This window comes from Paenibacillus sp. J22FR83, from assembly GCF_059691955.1.
Genome location: NZ_JCAUAM010000012.1, coordinates 81,644 through 102,197 on the forward strand (window position 1 = coordinate 81,644; position 20,554 = coordinate 102,197).

The 20,554-nt window shown below is 44.8% G+C and carries 19 protein-coding genes and 1 riboswitch; of the genes, 2 read left to right on the plus strand and 17 right to left on the minus strand.

Annotated elements, in window-relative coordinates; translation table 11 throughout:
• Positions 1 to 18: 18 nt before the first annotated feature.
• From AC58PV_RS21675 to AC58PV_RS21735, 13 genes are all read right to left on the minus strand, one after another.
• Positions 19 to 1,038 (minus strand): ABC transporter substrate-binding protein, encoded by a 1,020-nt coding sequence (locus tag AC58PV_RS21675; protein ID WP_497434510.1) that lies wholly within the window; start codon positions 1,036 to 1,038, stop codon positions 19 to 21.
• 66 nt (positions 1,039 to 1,104) lie between these two features.
• Positions 1,105 to 1,215: riboswitch (guanidine-I (ykkC/yxkD leader) on the minus strand.
• Between the two features lie 322 nt (positions 1,216 to 1,537).
• Positions 1,538 to 2,008: a NanQ anomerase/TabA/YiaL family protein gene (locus tag AC58PV_RS21680; protein WP_497434512.1), complete on the minus strand. Its 471-nt coding sequence runs from the start codon at positions 2,006 to 2,008 to the stop codon at positions 1,538 to 1,540.
• A gap of 32 nt (positions 2,009 to 2,040) precedes the next feature.
• The gene (locus tag AC58PV_RS21685) at positions 2,041 to 2,895 is read right to left on the minus strand and encodes a MurR/RpiR family transcriptional regulator (RefSeq protein ID WP_068664463.1); all 855 of its coding nucleotides are present in this window, start codon (positions 2,893 to 2,895) and stop codon (positions 2,041 to 2,043) included.
• Positions 2,896 to 2,959: 64 nt separating this feature from the next.
• Positions 2,960 to 3,838, minus strand: coding sequence for an ROK family protein (locus tag AC58PV_RS21690; RefSeq protein ID WP_497434513.1), 879 nt, complete (start codon positions 3,836 to 3,838; stop codon positions 2,960 to 2,962).
• A 3-nt stretch (positions 3,839 to 3,841) separates the two neighbouring features.
• The gene (locus tag AC58PV_RS21695) at positions 3,842 to 4,531 is read right to left on the minus strand and encodes an N-acetylmannosamine-6-phosphate 2-epimerase (RefSeq protein WP_497434515.1); all 690 of its coding nucleotides are present in this window, start codon (positions 4,529 to 4,531) and stop codon (positions 3,842 to 3,844) included.
• A 26-nt stretch (positions 4,532 to 4,557) separates the two neighbouring features.
• Positions 4,558 to 5,400 (minus strand): carbohydrate ABC transporter permease, encoded by an 843-nt coding sequence (locus AC58PV_RS21700; protein WP_068664458.1) that lies wholly within the window; start codon positions 5,398 to 5,400, stop codon positions 4,558 to 4,560.
• A 15-nt stretch (positions 5,401 to 5,415) separates the two neighbouring features.
• Positions 5,416 to 6,291, minus strand: coding sequence for a carbohydrate ABC transporter permease (locus AC58PV_RS21705; protein ID WP_171631912.1), 876 nt, complete (start codon positions 6,289 to 6,291; stop codon positions 5,416 to 5,418).
• A 76-nt stretch (positions 6,292 to 6,367) separates the two neighbouring features.
• On the minus strand, positions 6,368 to 7,780 hold the full coding sequence (locus tag AC58PV_RS21710) for an ABC transporter substrate-binding protein (protein WP_497434516.1): 1,413 nt from the start codon (positions 7,778 to 7,780) through the stop codon (positions 6,368 to 6,370).
• 4 nt (positions 7,781 to 7,784) lie between these two features.
• Positions 7,785 to 8,435, minus strand: a complete 651-nt coding sequence (locus AC58PV_RS21715) for a GDSL-type esterase/lipase family protein (protein WP_497434517.1) — start codon at positions 8,433 to 8,435, stop codon at positions 7,785 to 7,787.
• Positions 8,432 to 9,343: a dihydrodipicolinate synthase family protein gene (locus tag AC58PV_RS21720; protein ID WP_497434518.1), complete on the minus strand. Its 912-nt coding sequence runs from the start codon at positions 9,341 to 9,343 to the stop codon at positions 8,432 to 8,434. Before AC58PV_RS21720 ends, AC58PV_RS21715 begins: the two co-directional genes overlap by 4 nt.
• Positions 9,344 to 9,604: 261 nt before the next feature.
• On the minus strand, positions 9,605 to 10,369 hold the full coding sequence (gene sdhB, locus AC58PV_RS21725; RefSeq protein ID WP_068664450.1) for a succinate dehydrogenase iron-sulfur subunit: 765 nt from the start codon (positions 10,367 to 10,369) through the stop codon (positions 9,605 to 9,607).
• Between the two features lie 2 nt (positions 10,370 to 10,371).
• The gene (sdhA, locus tag AC58PV_RS21730) at positions 10,372 to 12,135 is read right to left on the minus strand and encodes a succinate dehydrogenase flavoprotein subunit (RefSeq protein WP_497434520.1); all 1,764 of its coding nucleotides are present in this window, start codon (positions 12,133 to 12,135) and stop codon (positions 10,372 to 10,374) included.
• Between the two features lie 16 nt (positions 12,136 to 12,151).
• Positions 12,152 to 12,808 (minus strand): succinate dehydrogenase cytochrome b558 subunit, encoded by a 657-nt coding sequence (locus tag AC58PV_RS21735; protein ID WP_157264774.1) that lies wholly within the window; start codon positions 12,806 to 12,808, stop codon positions 12,152 to 12,154.
• 276 nt (positions 12,809 to 13,084) lie between these two features.
• On the opposite strand from AC58PV_RS21735, the gene AC58PV_RS21740 reads away from it, so the two are divergent.
• Positions 13,085 to 13,981, plus strand: a complete 897-nt coding sequence (locus AC58PV_RS21740) for a LysR family transcriptional regulator (RefSeq protein WP_497434522.1) — start codon at positions 13,085 to 13,087, stop codon at positions 13,979 to 13,981.
• Positions 13,982 to 13,990: 9 nt separating this feature from the next.
• Here the strand turns inward: AC58PV_RS21740 and AC58PV_RS21745 are convergent, their stop codons facing one another.
• Genes AC58PV_RS21745 through AC58PV_RS21755 form a run of 3 tightly spaced genes read right to left on the minus strand, consistent with a single transcriptional unit; the run spans position 13,991 to position 16,836 of the window.
• Positions 13,991 to 14,752: a response regulator transcription factor gene (locus tag AC58PV_RS21745; RefSeq protein ID WP_497434524.1), complete on the minus strand. Its 762-nt coding sequence runs from the start codon at positions 14,750 to 14,752 to the stop codon at positions 13,991 to 13,993.
• 56 nt (positions 14,753 to 14,808) lie between these two features.
• On the minus strand, positions 14,809 to 15,471 hold the full coding sequence (locus AC58PV_RS21750; RefSeq protein WP_497434525.1) for a potassium channel family protein: 663 nt from the start codon (positions 15,469 to 15,471) through the stop codon (positions 14,809 to 14,811).
• A gap of 12 nt (positions 15,472 to 15,483) precedes the next feature.
• On the minus strand, positions 15,484 to 16,836 hold the full coding sequence (locus tag AC58PV_RS21755; RefSeq protein WP_497434526.1) for a TrkH family potassium uptake protein: 1,353 nt from the start codon (positions 16,834 to 16,836) through the stop codon (positions 15,484 to 15,486).
• 209 nt (positions 16,837 to 17,045) lie between these two features.
• Here AC58PV_RS21755 and AC58PV_RS21760 point away from each other — a divergent pair, with 209 nt between their 5' ends.
• Positions 17,046 to 18,686 carry a CPBP family intramembrane glutamic endopeptidase gene (locus tag AC58PV_RS21760; RefSeq protein ID WP_497434528.1) on the plus strand — a complete coding sequence of 547 codons (1,641 nt, stop codon included), beginning with the start codon at positions 17,046 to 17,048 and terminating at the stop codon, positions 18,684 to 18,686.
• On the opposite strand, the gene uvrC is transcribed toward AC58PV_RS21760, so the two are convergent.
• Complete coding sequence (uvrC, locus tag AC58PV_RS21765; RefSeq protein WP_497434529.1) at positions 18,646 to 20,547, minus strand: excinuclease ABC subunit UvrC; 1,902 nt, start codon at positions 20,545 to 20,547, stop codon at positions 18,646 to 18,648. The two genes, AC58PV_RS21760 and uvrC, sit on opposite strands and share 41 nt — an antisense overlap.
• Positions 20,548 to 20,554: the final 7 nt, after the last annotated feature.

A 20,554-nucleotide genomic window follows, 5' to 3' on the forward strand; every position in this document is an offset into this window, starting at 1 on the left:
AGCACTCCCCTTCAGCCTTTACTTCTTACGTTCTTTCATGACTTCCTCCACAAAATGACCATCTAAGAAGGTTTCCGCTTTGGGAATTGTGCTCAGCATATCTAAGCCTTTCAAGAATTCGGCAGTCTTGCCTGACGTAAACGCAAGTGATTCGTAGGAATCCCCTTTGGTGAAAGCTTTGATGTTATCCTCCAGTTGGAAAATCTTCACGCTGTCCACGCCAGCTTTGTATTCATCAATCGGCGTCTCAGCCGCTTTAGCCATAATTTTCAGTGACTCTTCTGGGTTCGCTTTCCAATAATCCAAGGCATCGAACCAAGCGTTAATGATTTTCTTCACATCGTCTGGGCGATTCTTCGTAATCTCTTCTTTAAACACGAGCAAGTCAGGAATCAATCCTGGTGTATCCTTGGATGAGAAGAGCAGTTTCCCTTTCCCCTCTTGGATGGCTTTGTTTAGGAATGGCTCCCAGAGTACGGCTGCATCTAGATTACCCGCAATGAATGCCGGCCCAGCATCGTTGACTGTCATATTCGTATACGTGACATCTTTCTCTGCTAATCCTGCTTTCTCAAGCGCTGTCAGCATTAGAAGATGATCAACCGTTCCAAGCTCCGTTGCCACTTTCTTGCCTTTCAACTCTTTCAAAGAGTTAATGCTTGGCTTCACGACAACACCGTCGCCGCCGTTGGAATTATCATTCACCAGCACTGCTTTCAGCTTAATGCCTTTGCTTGCCGGAGCTAATGTATCGCTTAACGTTTGACTATTCGCATCCACTTTCCCTGAAGCTAGCGCAGATAAGGAGTCGCTATATACAGGGAACCAGACCAGATCGACATTCACGCCATTTTTCTCAAAAAAGCCCTTCTCCTTCACGAGGTACCACACGAACCAACCCGGCCATGGACTAAGCGCCAACTTGATCGGCTCCTTGCTCCCTCCTGCTTGCGTACTCGCCTCTTTACTTCCACACCCGCTGATAACTGTAAGAGTTAATAATACCGCCAACATCAGAAATATTGTCTTTTGTCTCATTCTCCGAACTCCCTCTCTGTCTAAAAATGATAAGGAAAAAGCCCGGAATGATATCATATCCTGATATCCTCCCGGGCTTTTATCCCTCCGTGTGCACGATGCAATAAGCATCGTGTGTCTTCTCTTGGACCTGACCGATAGCCTTCATTCTATCGCGGAACCCTAGAAAACAAGTTTGCTATGCGGTTGTTTCTTCGTTGTCTTACTTTTGTTATTATCATACTTAGATTAGCTTCATATGTCAATATATATAACATAATTAAATTAAACTTGTTGAAAACCACCTTTTGCGTTATGTTATGTGACATATACTAGTCCTGATGAGGGGATGCGCGATGCATTTAATTCTTTTCCGCATTCAGATGTTAGATAAATAACCTGCTCAGTCCGCTTTTCTCCAAGCCCTTTTATTCTTGGAGCAAATTCGGCCAAACGAAAATGTCACTATGTTCAAAAAGCCCCTTCGCATAACTGCGAATGAGGCCTTTGGCTAGTCGAACTAAGGCTGTAACAGCCCCACATGAACTTTAACTACCGCTTTTTTGATTTTCGATGATTGCCCCATGCCAGGTCTATGAATATCGTTAGGGAAAAAGACAGCGAACATGCCTGGTTTGAGATGAAGTAAAATCTCGTCTGCCGATGGATCATATAACGCATAATCATGTTCACTCTCATAGGCTTTAACCGCACGGATTTCTTCCCGATCCGCAAACCAACCAATCGTCTCTTCACCATCGATTAAGTAGTGAATATCAATATACGACTCGTGCTTCTCTGCAAGCTGCTCGTCCATCGGCTTAGCATCGAATGCCATAAACGATACGTACATTTGATCACCTTTGATCTCTTTTCGACCTTCAGGCGCGTCACCTTTGAGCAGTAGATTAAGTTCCTCTAAGGCTCTTACGATAACTTTATGCTCAAATTTACTTTGTTTTTCCCACAATGACATCGTACCTAAAATCATGGACTATTCCCCCATTGCACATGTGTAATCCTTTATAGCAATTTCACGACCACGGACTCCGCTGTATGTTCCTTGTTCCTAATCGATTCCTCGTAGGATCTTTTGAAATATTCCACATATAAGACATCCAACAAATAGAGCTGCGAAATTTTCGCCGACAAGGAACCCCCTTGCAGAGGTCCTTCATTAGCTCCACATAACAGCGTAAGATCAGAATACGATGTTAATGGCGACTTGACAAAGCGGGTAATCGAAATGACGGTAGCCCCGCTTTCCTTCGCCTTTTTGGCCACCTCAATCGTATCCTTGGTTGAGCCCGAATACGAGATAATCACGGCCACATCCCGTTTGGTCATCAACGCCGCCGACATCATCTGAAGATGTGAATCGATCGTGCATTCCGTTTTGTTGGTGATGCGCATGAATTTAATTTTCGCTTCCATAGCTGTCATTAAGGATGAGCCTACACCGAAAAATATGACTTTTTCTGCTCCAAGTAAGTAATTAATGGCTTCATCGATTTTGGAGCTATCAATTAAGTTAAACGTTTCGTTTAAAGCACTTATGTTGGTTGACAGAACCTTGGATGCAACTTGTCCGATGGAATCATTCATCAATACCTTTTCCGTCAGCTGCGGAATTTCATTTTCCACGGTGATACTATGTGCCAGGGCAATTTTGAAATCTTGGTAGCCCTTGTAGCTCAAGGACTTGCAAAACCTGAATATACTAGATTCGCCAACCCCGCAAACATCTGCAAGATCTGTAATTGACATGTAGACAACACTGTCTATGTTCTCCAGAACATAGTCCGCCACTTTTTTTTCGGTCGTTGTTAGGTTGTTATATTTAGAATGAATAGTTGTAAAAATATTGATTGCGCGCACACGATCACCCTCTTAGCCTCAAGATTCAGACATGATGCGCAACAATGATGCGAATGCGCCTCTTTCAGCGTAAGAATAATGAGGCCGCACCCAATAAACCAGCCTTATTTCCCAGAGAAGCCTTAAGAATTTTCACGTCTGCAAAACTTTCCATGATCAAATCTTGCGTTTGTGCCTCGACTGCACGAACGAGTTCCTCTTGCTCCATCACACCGCCCCCTACAATAATAGCCGAGGGATTAAAAATATGAATAATTGAAGCCAAGCCAACGGCTACTTCTGCCGCCCAAGCATGCAAGACCTGCTGTAATGGTTCGTTTCCTTCTCTTATTTTACCAAAAAAAACCTTCCCGTCCACACATTCTGGATCTACGTGCCTCGCCATCCTAACTAATGCAGTCGTGGAGGCGTAGCTTTCATAATAAGGCTTTCTCTCTCCACCGCGCGTGTCGGGTAAAGGGTGCGTAATGATATGACCGAATTCCGCAGCTACGCCCTTAGCTCCTCGGTAGATCTGGCGATCGATAACGATCGCTCCGCCGATACCTGTCCCGAACGTAAGACATAAGAAATCTTGAAACGATTGCGCTGCGCCGAAATAGGCCTCGCCCAAGGCTGCCGCGTTGACATCATTTTCAACTCTAACAGGCTTCTTGAATTGATTTTCAACAATATCTCTGATTTTCATTCCCGTGTAAGCTGGAATATTCTCATTTGCATAAACAATATACCCTTCTTCGGAATTAACTTGTCCAGCTGTGCTTATGGCAATCGCATCGTAATCCGCATACGCCGCAAGCTGGAGCAGCAATTTCTCTATGACATGAGGGCCTCCCTTGAGGCTTTCAGTGGGATATTCCTTATATTGATCGACATTCCCTCGTTCATCGCAAATACCCATCTTGGTATTGGTACCGCCAATATCTGCCGCTAAAATTTTCATAGGCTATTGGATCGCCTTAACGAATCGTTTGGTAATCTCCATCGGTCGTGTAATGATGGATCCTACGACAGCCGAGTAGATACCTAGATCAAATAATCGCTTCAATTCTTCAGGTGTCGAGATGCCACCTTCAGCAATAATGGGAATGGATAATGTCGTCACGAGTTTCTCGGCCAATTCGAAATTTGGCAAAGACTTATCTTTCGTTGCTTCTGTATAACCGCATAATGTTGTACCCACACAGTCAAAACCGAGTTCGACCGCAGTGACCGCCTCTTCATACGTCGAGCAATCCGCCATAAAGAGCTGATTCTTATATTTCTTTTTAATTTGCGGAAATACATCTGAAATCGTGGAGCCATCCGGTCTTATGCGGTCGGTTGCATCCATTGCTATCATATCTAAGCCTTCCTGACAAAGCGCATCGACTTCTTTCATGGTAGGCGTGATGAAAACATCCGATCCATCGTATACTTGCTTGATGATCCCGATAATCGGCAAATCGACACTTTTCTTAATTTCATGAATATCCGCTACGCTGTTTGCTCGAATTCCCGAAGCTCCGCCTAAGTAAGCCGCATAGGACATTCTCCCCATAATAAATGGACTGTGCAACGGTTCTTCAGGTAATGCTTGGCAGGAAACAACCAATTTCCCTTTAATCATTTCCAGAATTGTTTTATTTGTATCCATCCGTTCCCCACTCCACACCTATATTTTTATTCCTTCACTGCGCCAGCCGTCATGCCTTGAGTAAAATAACGTTGGAACAAGACGAATATTAACAGCATTGGAATTGCAGCAACCGTGGCTCCTGCCATCTTATAGGCAAAATTCGGATTAAGGTCCTGCATCAAAGTTGCCGTACCTACCATCAGAGTTTTCATATTTTTCTCTTGTCCAACGACGGACTGCCATAAATAATCGTTCCATACTTGTACAAAGTTTAAAATAAATAGTGCACCAATACCAGGTTTAACAATCGGAAGCATAATTTGCATGAAGGTCTTCCACTCACCAGCTCCGTCAATTCTCGCCGCTTCTCTTAACGCATTTGGTGCTGTATCGAAAAACCCTTTTAACAAAAATACACCAAATGCAGTGGCAACGTTCGGCCAGATCATGCCGTTATAACTGTTCACCATCCCGAATTGCTGCGTGATCCGGAATAGCGGAACGATCATGATTTCTTTCGGAATCATCAAGCTCGCTACAAAAATAATGAAGATGATATTACTGCCTTTGAACCTAATTTTCGAAAAGGCATAAGCAGCCATAGCCCCAACACCGATTACAAGCACTGTGGTGACACCAGAAACGAACACACTATTGAATACCCATCTCAGTGCTGGTTGACTTTGAAATACGTCTACATAGTTAGAGAAAGTAATCGTGGTCGGCCACCAGTCAGGCGGCATTTTCACAACATCCGAGCTATTTTTAAGTGAACTTGTAAAGAGCCAATATAAAGGAAACAAGTTAAATATCGCGAAGATGAAAATGATCACATTTGATATGATATCAATCCGCTCCATTTTCTTCTTGCTGTTTGATTTCGACATGCTGAATACCCCCCTTTACTTCTCCTTGACTAAGCTTCTTAATTGAGGCACGGACAACAATAATGTAATCACGAACATGATTACCCCAACAGCTGAAGCCATACCAAGTTGATTATATTTAAATGCGTTATTGTAGAGATAATACATCAGTGTTACGGAAGCATTATTCGGTCCACCACCGGTTAAAAGCTGGATGACTACGAATATTTTCAAAACAGCAATGATGTTAATGATCACAATATAAACCGTTGTGGATTGGACAGAAGGAATCAATATTTTGAAAATGACCTGCCATCTGCTCGCCCCGTCCACTTCCGCCGCTTCAAATAGATCTTTCGATACACCCAGCATCGCGGCGATATAGAGAATGATCGCTTGTCCCACATTTGTTGCGAATGTTACGAATATAATAACCGGCATAACCGTTGTTGTTTTCCCTAATAAATTAACATTACCCAAACCCATTTCCTGAGAGAAATAAGAAATCAACCCATTCGCTGGATTCAGTAAGAAACTCCACACCATACTCATGACAACCATTGAGACCATTACCGGTACATAGTAGCTGCCTCGAATGAATGAAACATACTTGGCATTCTTGTCAAATACAGCGGAAGCTACGAACAGCGCGAAACCGACCGTAAGAATAACGATAAACACGACGAACACAACGGTGTTTATGAGCGCTTTGAAAAATACAGGATCGTTAAACAGCGCCACATAATTATCCAGTCCAACGAACTTTTCAGATTGATAATTGATCCGATACAAGCTAAGTCTTATACCTTCAATAATCGGATATACCAAGAAAACTAAGAAAATCAGCATCTGTGGTGAAATAAACAGGTAACCGGTGATACTATCTTTGAGGGATTGACTGCGTATTCTCATATCGGTTTTCCTTTCTAATTAGCAGCCTTAGGATCACTCGGATCCCAAGGCTATTAATCGGTTATTGATGAGTCATTTACTTCGTTTGATAGATAACTGAGCTCTCTTTATTCGTTTGAATAACCTTGTTGCCTTTGGATTGATAATCCTTCACTGCCTGTTCAGGCGTTTTGGCATTTGTGTATAGGGCTTGAAGCTCAGGGTAAAGCACTTCTCTTAATTGGCTATAACCTGGAACGTTACCACTGAAGTTAAATAAATACTTAGAGTTTGCGTCGTAAGCAGCAAAGAGCGGGTTCACGTCTTTGAGTTCTTTGGAAACCGAAGTTCTTACTGGGATACCATTCTTCGAAGACTTCACCAATTCAGAATCTGTGGAGAAGAATTTCACAAAATCTTTAGCTACTTCGACTTTCGCTTTGTCTTTATTTTGGAATACGCTCGCGCCAACTACGTACGTAAAGGACAATGGATCTCCGCTTTCGGACGGAATATTAGCTAGGCGTACATCGAACTTCACGCTCTTGCCGCTAGCCATATCCGCTTTGGTGTTGTTGAACAAGATCGGATTCGTAAAGGAGATCGCTAATTGCTGATTGCGGAACATGCCGTTGGCATCATTGGACGATACCGATTCAGGACCTGGATTCGTATAACCTGCGTCCCTGATTTTCTTCAACCAATTAGCAGCTTTAGCACCGTTCGCATCATCAAGCACGATATTCCCTTTATCGTCAAAGAATTTATTACCGAACATTCTCATATAGGCAAGGTTCCACGTGTCCCCTTGATTATTTACAGCATAAAGTGACATCGGATAAGCATTGGAATACTTATCTTTCGGCAGGTTGTCTTTCAGACCTTTTAGAATTTGCTCATACTCGGCTAATGTCCATGTCTTAATATCATTAGGTCCGCCAATGAATTTCTCTAGACCGGCTGCTTTGAGCATATCCGCGTTATAGACTAAAGTTCCTGGGTTATGTTGGAACGGATAGAAATAAACATCTTTACCGAAAGTCACCGCATCCCAAAAGTTTTTGGCAATGTCGGTTTTGGATGCATCATCCACAATATCAGTTAACGGCACTAAAGCACCGCGATGAACATAATCCCCCATAGCAAAAACGCTTTCAAAAAATACATCTGGCGCCGTTCCACTGCTTAAGTTGACATTCAGTAATTGGTCGCGTTGATCGCCTGCAATCACTTCTACTTTGATTTTGGCATCATACTTTTTGTATTGCGCAGAGAACTTCTCAGCCGCAGCTTTCAAGAAGCTGTCGTAGTCAGCGCCTGCCTCTGTAGAATCTAGAACACCTTTCCACTGTGGTGTCAGCCAAACTTTAAGCTCTACCTTTTTCCCAGCAGCTTCTCCGGCATTGCTAGTACTAGTGGCTTCTTTATTACCGCTTGTACATCCCGCAACAATTGAAGTCAACATCGTCAGAGCCAAAACAGCTATTGGAAAGCGTTTAATTTTCATCATTAATCTACCCCTTGTCTATTCTAGTTGTGACCTGACTCCATATGAATTTCGCCATCTCTCGGTGACCATCTGCATCTAGATGCAGATAGTCAATCTCATTCATGGCAACTTCATTCTTGGAATCTGCATAATGAATGCCCGTCCCTCTAAGCAATGTCTCCAAGTGTCCCGCCAGCTCCAACGATTTCTCGCTGCAATGGCTTCCCATCGCTTCGCCTATTGGCGTATCGATGTACTTCTCCCTTATGGGAGGTGGAGCAATCACTAGAACTTCTGGTGTCTGACCGCCAATTCCTGACTCAATCCCTTTAGCTTTTTTCGCCAGTCTGACAATCCCTTGCGCAATATTATAAGAAGTAAGACCGAAGCGTTCTTTCGTGTCGTTAGTCCCTAGCATGATCACTACCCAATCCAAGAGAGAATGCGACATCAGACATGGATAGAGATACGGTAAACCCGACAACCCTTCGAACAACGGATCTTCACAAACACTTGTCCTACCGCTGAGCCCCTCTGCTATAACCGTGTACGAACTCCCTAGATGTGAAGCGAGATGGCTCGTCCATCTCAACTCCTCATCGAATCTTGCACCCGTTTCTGCATTGTAGCCCCATGTGTTGGAGTCTCCAAAACATACAATGGTTTTTTTCATCATTTGCAGAATTCTTGAACCGCTTCATCAATCATCGTCACAATGCTATCTATGCGTCCTAAATCTTCAGTGCTGATACCTTCTAGCGGCCCTCTAACACTGCCAATGTTCACGCCTCTGCGATTCAGAACTTCTTTAATAACGGCATACATGGATCCATTCTGTGAGCATAGCGCGATAATGATGTCATTAATAGAGCTTTGGATGCGTTTCGCTTCTTCAAACTTGCCTTGAAGGAAGAATTCATTTGCTTGTAAGAATAATTCTGGCATCGCCGCGTACGTACCGCCGATTCCACCTTCAGCTCCCATAATTCTTCCAGCGACATACTGTTCGTCAGGGCCATTGAATACAACAACATTGTCTCCGCCGACTCTTTTGAATCGTTCGATATCCATCGTTGGCATGGAGGAGTTTTTCACACCGATTACTTTCGGGTTAGCAAGAAGCTTCTCGAATAGCGCCGTAGTTAATGTATAACCTGTTGTTTGAGGAATGTTATATATAATAAATTCCAGTGGAGTTGCTTCGATAATTTCATTCCAATATTTATAAACAGAACTATCTGGCAGCTTGAAATAGATAGGCGGGATTGCAGATAGGGCATCATACCCCAACTCTGCTGCATGTTTCGCCAATGCAATACTGTCTCTTGTAGAAGGTGCCTCTACATGGGCAATCAACGTCATTTTGCCTTTCAAACGGTTAGCCACATAACTAAGCACCGCTTTGCGTTCGTCAAGGTTTTGGTAAATACATTCACCGGAACTTCCTCCGACGTAGACCCCATTCACTTTTTTCTCATGCAAATAATCACATAATGCGTTGGTTCGGGCTTCTGAGATATCACCTTGATCGTCATAGCATGCATAAAATGCTGGTATGATGCCATGGAATTTTTCTAATCTCAATGAATTCCCCTCCTCGTGTTTATAATGTTTGGCAAGATCAACATTAACATATAAATTTCATTCTGTAAATTAATTTCACCATTTTTTAATTATTAGAAAATATTTTCACCAAAGACTTCCTCCTCTGGATTTGCTAGGTTACGCACCGAATTTGTCATATTTCTCACCTGCAAGTAGTATTTCCCTATTTACTTTCCCAAAACCAAAAAAAGGCCCAGCACCAGAGGTGCTAGGCCTTTCTATCTGTCAGCGAAACTAAACTTATACGCCTAACCATTTCTTGAACAAGTGCTTCGTCGTGTCCATGTTCAACGCTGCGATTGATGTTGTAAGTGGAATCCCCTTCGGACAGGAACGTACGCAGTTCTGCGAGTTACCGCAGCCTTCGATACCGCCGTCTGTCATCAGCGTATCCAAACGCTCGTCTTTGTTCATCTCACCTGTTGGGTGAGCATTGAATAGACGAACTTGGGATAACGCGGAAGGCCCGATGAAGGAGTTCTTGTCGTTAACGTTCGGACAAGCTTCCAAACAAACGCCGCATGTCATACATTTGGACAACTCATAAGCCCATTGACGCTTCGACTCAGCCATACGTGGTCCAGGACCAAGATCATAGGTTCCGTCGATCGGAACCCATGCTTTAACCTTTTTCAACGCGTTAAACATACGTCCACGATCGATAACAAGGTCACGCATAACAGGGAATGTGCTCATTGGTGCTACACGAATCGGCTGCTCCAGCTTATCTACAAGCGCGGAACAAGCTTGGCGCGGCTTCCCGTTGATGACCATCGAACAAGCGCCGCATACTTCTTCCAGACAGTTGGATTCCCAACATACTGGTGTTGTTTTCTCGCCATTCGCATTCTTAGGATTACGTTGAACTTCCATCAAACCGCTGATCACGTTCATGTTCGCACGGTAAGGAATTTCAAACTCCTCTGTATATGGTTTGGAATCCGGACTCTCTTGACGAGTCACGATAAACTTCACGGTTTTCGTTGCGCTTAGTGTCTCTGCCATGATCAGGATCCCTCCTTTTTCTTCTCCGTAGAGTAGTCACGTTTACGAGGTTTAATCAACGATACATCGATTTCATCATACGAAATCTTAGGACCATCTGGCGTCCAATCCGCGATCGTCGTTTTCATGAAGTTGTCATCATCACGCTCAGGGAATTCTGGCTTGTAATGTGCGCCACGACTCTCATCACGCATCAAGGCACCAACTGTCATCGCTTCAGCAAGCTCAAACATGTTCCACAGCTGACGTGTGAACGCAACCCCTTGGTTGTTCCAACGAGCCGTATCGGTGATGTTAATGTTGTTGTAACGCTCTTTCAAATCTTTGATTTTGCCGATCGTTTCATTCAAACGATCGTTGTAACGAACAACCGTCATATTCGCATTCATCATGTCGCCAAGCTCTTTGTGAAGCACGTACGCATTCTCCGTACCGTTGTTCATTTTGAGCAAGCTCTCATAACGATCTTGATGGCGCTTCTTCTCGCGATCATAAATGATCGAGGACGTATCATCTGCATGCTTGGATAAGCCGCGGATATACTCAACCGCTTTAGGACCAGAAACCATGCCGTCATAGATAGCGGAAACGAGGGAGTTCGCACCCAAACGGTTTGCACCGTGATGCTGGTACTCGCACTCACCTGCCGCGAATAGGCCAGGGACGTTCGTCATCATGTTATAGTCAACCCACATGCCGCCCATGGAATAATGAACCGCAGGGAAAATCTTCATTGGAATTTTACGCGGATCGTCGCCCATGAATTTCTCGTAAATCTCCATAATACCGCCAAGCTTAATATCAAGCTCTTTAGGGTCTTTATGAGAAAGATCCAAGTAAACCATGTTCTCGCCGTTAATCCCTAGCTTCTGATCAATACACACGGAGAAAATCTCGCGCGTTGCAATATCACGAGGCACAAGGTTACCGTAAGCTGGATATTTTTCTTCAAGGAAGTACCAAGGCTTACCGTCTTTGTACGTCCAAATACGTCCGCCCTCACCACGTGCAGATTCGGACATCAAGCGCAGCTTGTCGTCTCCCGGAATCGCCGTTGGGTGAATTTGAATCATTTCACCATTCGCATATTTAACACCTTGTTGGTAAACCGCACTTGCTGCTGTACCTGTGTTAATAACGGAATTCGTTGTTTTCCCGAAAATGATACCAGGACCGCCTGTTGCCAAGATAACCGCATCCGATGGGAATGTTTGAATTTCCATGCTGCGCAAATCTTGTGCTGCGATACCACGGCATACGCCTTCATCGTCAATAACGGAACCCAGGAATTCCCAGTGTTCGAATTTCGTTACAAGACCTGCTGTTTCCCAGCGACGAACTTGCTCATCCAACGCATACAGGAGTTGTTGACCTGTCGTTGCCCCAGCGAATGCTGTACGGTGATATTTGGTACCACCGAAACGACGGAAATCAAGCAAACCTTCTGGTGTACGGTTGAACATAACGCCCATACGGTCCATCAAGTGAATAATGCCTGGCGCTGCGTCGCATAATGCTTTAACAGGAGGTTGATTCGCTAAGAAATCTCCCCCGTATACTGTATCGTCAAAGTGCTCCCACGTGGAGTCACCTTCACCCTTCGTATTCACCGCACCGTTAATGCCGCCTTGCGCACATACGGAGTGGGAACGTTTCACAGGAACTAAGGAGAACAATTGTACATGTACCCCAGCCTCTGCTGCTTTAATTGTCGCCATGAGTCCCGCAAGGCCTCCGCCGACGACGATGATTTTTGAATTAGCCACTTCTGTTCACCCTCCCTTATTTCCCCGTATGCGCTTCTACTGGAACTGAAAACTCGGTACCTGTAAACGCAGTTAATGACATAATAAACATTACCGTCATTAGAACGAACAAGCCCATTGTAATAATAGTCGAAAAGCGTTGCGCACGCGGCCCAATTGTAATACCCCAGCTCACTAAGAATGACCACAAGCCATTGCAGAAATGGAACGTTGCGGAAACAATCCCTACTAAATACAGAATAAAAATAACAGGATTCGTCGCAATATCATGCATCGTATTGCCGAGAGCTTCATGCGCTACATTGCCTAAGGCAACTTGAACACGAGTCTCGAATAAATGCCATGCAATGAACAAGAAAGTAAGTACCCCTGTCACACGTTGCAACATAAACATCGTGTTACGGAAATATCCGTAACTGGATACGTTATTACGTGACTGGTACGCTACATAAAGTCCATAAACGGCATGGTAAAGAAGTGGAAGCCAGATTCCCACGATTTCCAATAACAGTCTTAGCGGCAAATCGTTCAACCAGTTAATTTGATCCAGGAAGGCTTCAGGTCCTTTGGTAGCTTCATAGTTAGTGAGCAAATGCTCAATAAGGAAGAAGCCCACCGGAATGACACCTAGTAACGAGTGGATCTTTCGAAAGTAATACGAATTACTCATAATGTAACCAATTCCCCCCTCAACAAAATTCAATCCCTGCTAAAACCAGACAAGTTTTGACAAAACAAGCCACATACCATTGTACTCTCGCCGCAAACGAGCGTCAACCCATAATCATCCACGCCTATTTTGCCAATTCAGTCAATGATTATACACAATGGTCCACGAAATATAGATAATTTGTGACATGTACATCGTACCTCTTTCACGCTTATAATGGAAGTGCCGATTTTTTATATCCACTTATAACTATTTCACATATAGAAGGCAGGTATACCTATGGAGTTATTAGATGTCTTTGCCATCGTAGTCGAACAAGTCAGCCTGAATAAAGCGTCACAATTGTTAAACATTTCACAGCCTGCCCTATCGCGCAAAATTATGAAGTTGGAAGAAGAGCTTGGCGTGGAGCTTTTTATCCGGAAAGGGAAAAGACTGGAGTTAACGAAAGCGGGGCAAATTTGTTATGACCATGCCTTAGAGAAGCGTCATTTGGAGCGGAAGTTCAAGCAAGCACTTCATAGTTACAAAGCCGCGGGCAGCTTGTCATCACTTACGATAGGAGCCTCTCTGACAACACTCCAATCTACGTTGCCTGATCTCATCACCGTTTATTTGCAAGACTATCCACTCACAGATATTAAGCTCCTTACCGGCAAGACACATGAGATTGTATCCTTAGTCAAAGACAACAAAGTAGATATCGGCATCGTTGCCTCACAAATTAATGCGACAAGCCTTCACTGTGAGCCTTTGTTCGACGACCATCTCAGCCTGGTGCTCCCAGCCGGACATCCTTTGATCGATCGGACTGAGATCACGATGCAGGATTTGAATGAGCTGCCCATGATCCTCTTCTCCAAAGGTACATGGTATCGCATACTAATGGACGAGCTGTTCAATCGCTTCACGATATTCCCCAATGTTCAAATGGAGATTGATTCGTTCGAAGCGATCATACGGCTCGTCTCCACCTGCAAGACGGCAACTTTATTGCCCAAATCCTATTTACGCCACGATTTAATTCAGAATAATGAATTATTTCTAAGAGAACTTCAAGAATTGGAACAAACGAAACGCACAACCTCCCTCATCTACTCCGATCATTCGGCAGATAATGCGGAGTCCATGAAATTCGTTGCCCGAGCGATTGCCTATTTTGCGAAGAACCGTTAGCTCGAAACGCTACATGTGTACAAATTTATATCCAACACCCCAAACGGTCCGAATCCATTTCGGTTCTTTGGGGTTGTCTTCGATCTTTTTGCGAAGATTAGCGATATGTACATCAATTGCCCTGTCCGTGACGAAAGAATCAAATCCGCGCACGGTTTGCAATAAATCTTCTCGACTGTATACGCGGCCTGGGTTATTAACAAAGCATTTCATAATTTCGAATTCCGAGTACGTTGTCTCAACGATCTCACCATACACAATCATGGAACGTGTGTTCGTGTTGAGCGTTATCTTGTCCTGCTTATCCATCACAGCCGCAAATGCAGTTGATTTAGCGGGTTTTACTTCTTCCTTTTCCTCGTCCTGTTGTCTCGGCTGCGTCGTAGGCAGCTGATTCATAGATGGAAATCTCTGCGCGCGACGTATAAGTGCATGGGCTCTTGCAATCAATTCATGCATGCTGAATGGCTTGCACATGAAATCATCTGCGCCCGCCCCTAGGGCGTTAACCCGCTCAACGATTTTGTTTTTCATCGAAACAATCATAATCGGTACACTGGAGGTCTCACGAACTTGACGACAAATCGCTAGCCCGTCCATGTCAGGCAGCACCCAATCGAGCAGAATCAGATCAGGTTGAAATTGCGGTATTGCTGCAATCCCACTAGTCCCATTCTCCTCTCGGATGACCTGGAAACCCTCTTCCTTCAAATACATCGTGACCATGTCACCAATCATCGCATCATCTTCGATCATGAGTACCTTATACATGCGTTGTCCACCTTCATAAGAAATTCCCTTGCTGCAGGACATGGTATGTGTGCGGATCAGCCGATAACTTGACTTTCAAAATCGTTAATTTGGTTGTTCGTTCCAATGATAACCATAATGTCATTTTCATTCACAACATCACCTGCTTGCGGCGCAATGATAACTCCTGACTGCTTGTTGATGGCCACAACACTGCAGCCAAACTTCGCTCGCGGATCTAACTGTTGAATGGTAAACCCACACAATCGCTTCGGCACTGAAAGTTCTACGATCGTGTAGTCTTTGGAAATTTCAATATAATCTAATAAATTAGGGGTGACCAATTGATGCGCTACGCGGATGCCCATGTCCCGTTCCGGATAAACAACGCGATCTACCCCTAATTTCGTCAGAACTTTTCCATGAAGCTCGGATAATGCTTTGGCTACAACTTGGGTAACACCCAAATCTTTCATCACGATTGCTGTCAAAATGCTGGATTGAATATCATCCCCAATGGCGATGACGGCACAATCAAAATTACGAATGCCCAATGATTTCAATACATCTTCATCCGTTGCGTCCGCGACAACTGAATGCGTTAATTCATCACTCATGTCATTCACGACTTCCTCGTCCAAATCAATCCCCAAAACTTCATGTCCAAGTTTCATAAGTTCTCTAGAAAGACTTGACCCGAATCTACCTAAACCTACCACAACGTATTGCTTCTTCTTCATCTTGTTCTACACCTATCCAATCGTAATTTTCCCCTCAGGGTATCTAAATAATTCTTTTTCTTGCTTAGGCTGTAAAGCATAGGCCAATGTGACCGTTCCTAAACGGCCAGCAAACATCGTTAAACTGATGAGCACTTTCCCAAATGTCGTTAATTCCGGCGTCAATCCCATGGTCAGACCCACAGTTCCGAATGCGGATGTGACTTCAAATAATATTTTGATAAAAGAAGAATCTTGGGTAGTTGATAAAATCATCGTGACGATAATCACTAAGAATAAGGACATCATGGTTAACGTAATGGCTTTGAGAATGCGATCTTTGGCTAACCGGTACCGAAAAACAACAATATCTTCTTTTCCACGAATCATGGTAATAATGGCACTGATCAGAATCGTAAAGGTAGTTACCTTGATACCTCCGCCCGTTGAGCCTGGAGAAGCACCAATAAACATAAGAATAATCATCAGAAATTGGGATGCTTGACGTAACGCACTAATATCGACCGTATTGGGTCCTGCTGACCTTGTTGCGGCAGATTGGAAGAAGGATGATAACAATTTTGAGCCAAAATCCAAGGAACCTAAGGTTCTGATATTCGTAAATTCGAATATAAAAATACCAAGTACACCTACCACTAGAAGTAATCCACTCATGCTGAGAACAACTTTGGAATTCAGTGAAAGCTTCTTCTTCTTACGAAACTCAATCAAGTCGGAAATGACTATGAAGCCTATCCCGCCAAGTATAATCAGCATAATAGATACAAAATTGACCACAAAATCACCAACATATCCGGTAAGCGATACGAAAGGAGCATCCACCGTACCGAACAGATCAAACCCAGCGTTATTAAACATGGATATCGCATGCCAAATGCCGTAATAAAGTCCTCTGCTAAAGCCGAATTCAAACGAGAACCGAATGGTAAATAGGACAGCTGCAACAGCTTCAATCGTTAAGGAATAAATGATGACTTTGCGAATTAATCGAACAATGCCTTCCATACTGCCTTGATTCAAGGCCTCCTGCAGGACAAGTCGCTCTTTCAATGTAATCTTTTTTCGGAAAACGAAAGCAACTAACGTAGCCATGGTCATGAAACCAAGCCCGCCTATTTGAATTAAAGCAACGATTACAATTTGCCCAAAGGTTGTAAACGCGCTGCCCGTATCTACGACAACCAGCCCTGTCACACAAGTAGCCGATACGGATGTAAACAACGCATCAACAAAGGACATCGACTGTCCTGTCGTCGAAGCAAAAGGCAGCATCAATAGCCCCGCTCCAATTAAAATGATAACAGCAAATCCCAAAACCAGTATCTGAGGAGGTGTTAGCTGCCAAATATTCAGTTTTTTATTCATCGTGCCTCCTGCATGTGTAAGAAAATACCCTAACTACGATTTGGCCTTACGGATAGAGTTCCCCGTACAATTGTAGAAATTCCATCAAGTAGCAATTCAAAGGTATTATATAATTGTTTCAGAATGTTTACCAGTAAATTGGTTTTCTTTTTAAACTATGATAACGTAAAGAAATGATTAAGAATCGTGAATTCAGAAGGGAATGGACTATGCATAGGCTGAAATTTAATCGTTTCCTGCTCCTCTTAGCTTGTATTGGATTGTTCCTTTATTTGGGCGTTTCGATGTTGTACGGACTGCGTGATGAGGAACCTGCGGCAGCGGACATGCCCTCGATCACCAAGCAGCAAGCAGCCGATAGTGCGGCAGCCTTCATTCGTCAGCGTTATGAGCTGCACAATCCACAAACCTATGTCGTCTATCAGTCCAAAAAAGAACGAAGTGGCTACTTTCAAAAAGAGCACTTATTAGAAACTTATACCAAGCAATATGGCGAACGTTTCCCCATTGATTATTATCAAGTTAGCGTCAAAGATGCCACAACTAAACGCCAGTTCGAAGTCGATGTCAATTACACGAATGCTAACATCATCGGCTGGCATGAGAACCTCGCCATGACGCCAAGGAAGCCTTCTACGCCGATGAGTACAACCAAAGCAGACACATTAGCGAAGCTGGAGCTTCGTCAGATGGGCTTTGATCCAGAGGACTTCAGCCAAGTCCAACAGACACAGAACGATTCTCCCGCAGATTCAATGACGCTTCAATTCGAGAAACGTACGCAACCGATCGGTGAAGCGAAACTGAATGTTCGCGTAAATTTCGATCAAACGAATCTTACCGGTTTCAACGTAAGCTTCGGGCTGCCTGACTCTCACTTAGCATGGCTCAACCAACAAGATGATTCCGCTTCGCGTATGACCTGGATTTCCATGGGATTCACCCTATTGATGACGCTTGCTGCGATTGTATTTGCCATTATATATAGGAAACTAATTAAATTCAGCAGAGGCTTGCTATTAACTACCCTTTTCTTCGTCATTTATATCATGAACAATGTAAATATGTATCCAGCGTTCCGTGTGATGGGCGGGGATACGAACAGCGATGCGGCTGTATGGTTCACCATTATATTTATGAGTGCCGTCACGGTCTTACTAGGGATATCGCTCTATCTATCATTGGCGGCAGGTATTGGACTATGGAACTCCATCGGCCAGAATAAATGGACGGCTTGGAAAGAAGACAAGTTCGGCCAAGATGTGTATGAAGGGATGGGGCGAGGCTACTTGCTCGCACTCTTCATCCTTGGTATTCAGCAAGTACTATTTTATACAGGCGAAGTGAAATTCGATGTCTGGTCGGTCAATGACCCTGCAGATTCCGTACTCAACATGCTCGAGCCACGATTATTCCCGCTTATGGCATGGGTGGCGGCGATTTCGGAGGAAGCTACCTTCCGGTTCTTGGGCATCATACTTTTCAAAAAATTGTTCCGCAACAATTTCATTGCCATCTTGCTCCCGAGCGTGATCTGGGCAGCTAGCCATACGCAATATCCGATTTATCCCGTGTACACACGACTGATCGAAGTTACCATAATCGGTATCATTCTTGGATATGTGTTCCTGAAATATGGGCTAATCACAGCGATATTCGCCCATGCGTGTATGGATAGTATTCTGATGGGATTGTCCCTCTTCTCCTTAGGCCACGTCAGCGATGTACTCGCTGGTATTCTGTACCTTCTACTTCCTGCATTGGCTGGACTTGGGATCGCTTGGCTGCATGGAAAAAGGCGAAAGCCCCCTATTCCTGGGGAGCCGCCGCCTCGCCTTGAAGTGCTTTGATAATTTCACTCGCTAATTTCTCACCAATACCTAGAGGCTTGAAGTCCGCGACTTCGGCCTCTTTCATTTTGCGCACGGAGCCAAAATGCTTCAGCAGCGCTTTGCGGCGCTTCTCCCCGATGCCAGGAATGGCATCGAGTTGGGAGACGACCATCGACTTGGCCCGCGTTTCTCGGTGAAACGTGATGGCGAAGCGATGGACTTCGTCTTGGATCCGCTGGAGCAAATAAAACTCCTGACTGTCCCGCGGCAGCGGAACAATTTCGGCAGGATCACCGATCATCAGCTGAGCTGTCTTATGCTTGGCATCCTTCACGAGTCCGCAAATCGGAATATATAAGCCTAGTTCATTCTCGAGAACGTCAATAGCCGCGGAAATTTGCCCTTTGCCTCCATCGACGACAATCAAATCAGGCATGGTTAGCCCATCCTTCAGAACACGCTCATAGCGTCGTCTGACGACTTCCCGCATGGTTTCATAATCATCCGGTCCGACGACCGTCTTTACTTTATATTTGCGGTATTCCTTGCGATCCGGCTTCCCATCCACGAAGACAACCATCGCCGATACCGGATTCGTCCCTTGGATATTCGAGTTATCGAATGCCTCAATACGGCGAATCGTGCCAATGCCAAGCCACTCGCCTAGGTTCTCGACCGCCTTCGTTGTCCGACGCTCGTCGCGTTCGACCAGCTTGAACTTCTCATCCAGGGCATTCACCGCGTTGTCTCTAGCCATATCGACCATTTGCTTCTTCAGCCCGCGCTGCGGCATGTGCACCTTCACCTTGAGCCAACTTTCCAAGGCTTCGCGAATCTCTTTCTCTTCACCCTCGGTACGTCTCACACCGTCTGCCAGCGCTTCTTGCTGCGGAACTTCCGGCTCTGGCATTGTAGGCAAGAAAATCTCCTTCGGCAATGCCGGATTATCGCTGTACACCTGCGTGACATACGTCATGAAATCGTTGTACTCATCGCCGTAGTAAGGGAAGAGCGACACGTGCCGCTCGATGAGCTTGCCTTGGCGCATGTACTGGATGTGCACGGCCATCCAGCCCTTGTCGACGGCATAGCCGAATACATCGCGATCCAGCGCGTCGGCCGTCGTAATCTTCTGCTTCTCCATAAGCGCATCGATGCTCATGATGTGATCGCGCAGCTCCTTCGCGCGCTCGAAGTTCAGTTCTTCCGCTGCCGCCAACATCTTGGTGGTCAGCTCTTCTTTAATAACCTCGTGTCCTCCGCTGAGGAAACGACTGATCTCTTGCACCATCCGCTCGTTCGTCTCCGCGGTTACCTCTAGTGCGCAAGGCGCAAGACATTGCCCCATATGATAGTATAGGCATACTTTGTCGGGCATGGTCTTGCACTTGCGCAGCGGATACAACCGGTCCAGCAGCTTCTTCGTCTGCTGCGCCGCGAAAGCATTCGGATAAGGGCCGAAATACTTCCCCTTATCCTTGTACACCCGCCGCGTGACTTCTAGGCGCGGCTGCGCTTCATGTGTAATTTTGATATAAGGAAACGTCTTATCATCCTTCAGAAGTACGTTATAGCGCGGATGATGCTGCTTAATCAAATTACACTCGAGGATGAGCGCCTCCATGTTCGAGGAGGTAATGATATATTCAAAGTCGCGAATTTCGCTGACTAGCTTCTGTGTCTTAGCGCTGTGACTCCCCGTGAAGTAGGAGCGCACACGATTCTTCAATACTTTGGCTTTGCCCACATAAATTATGGTGCCTTGGTGGTTCTTCATAATATAACAACCCGGCTTGTCGGGGAGTAGGGATAGCTTGTGCCTAATCATTTCTAGGCTCTGTTCGCGGACGTCTGCGTCCTCTTGCTCCAAATCAGTCATAACTCCA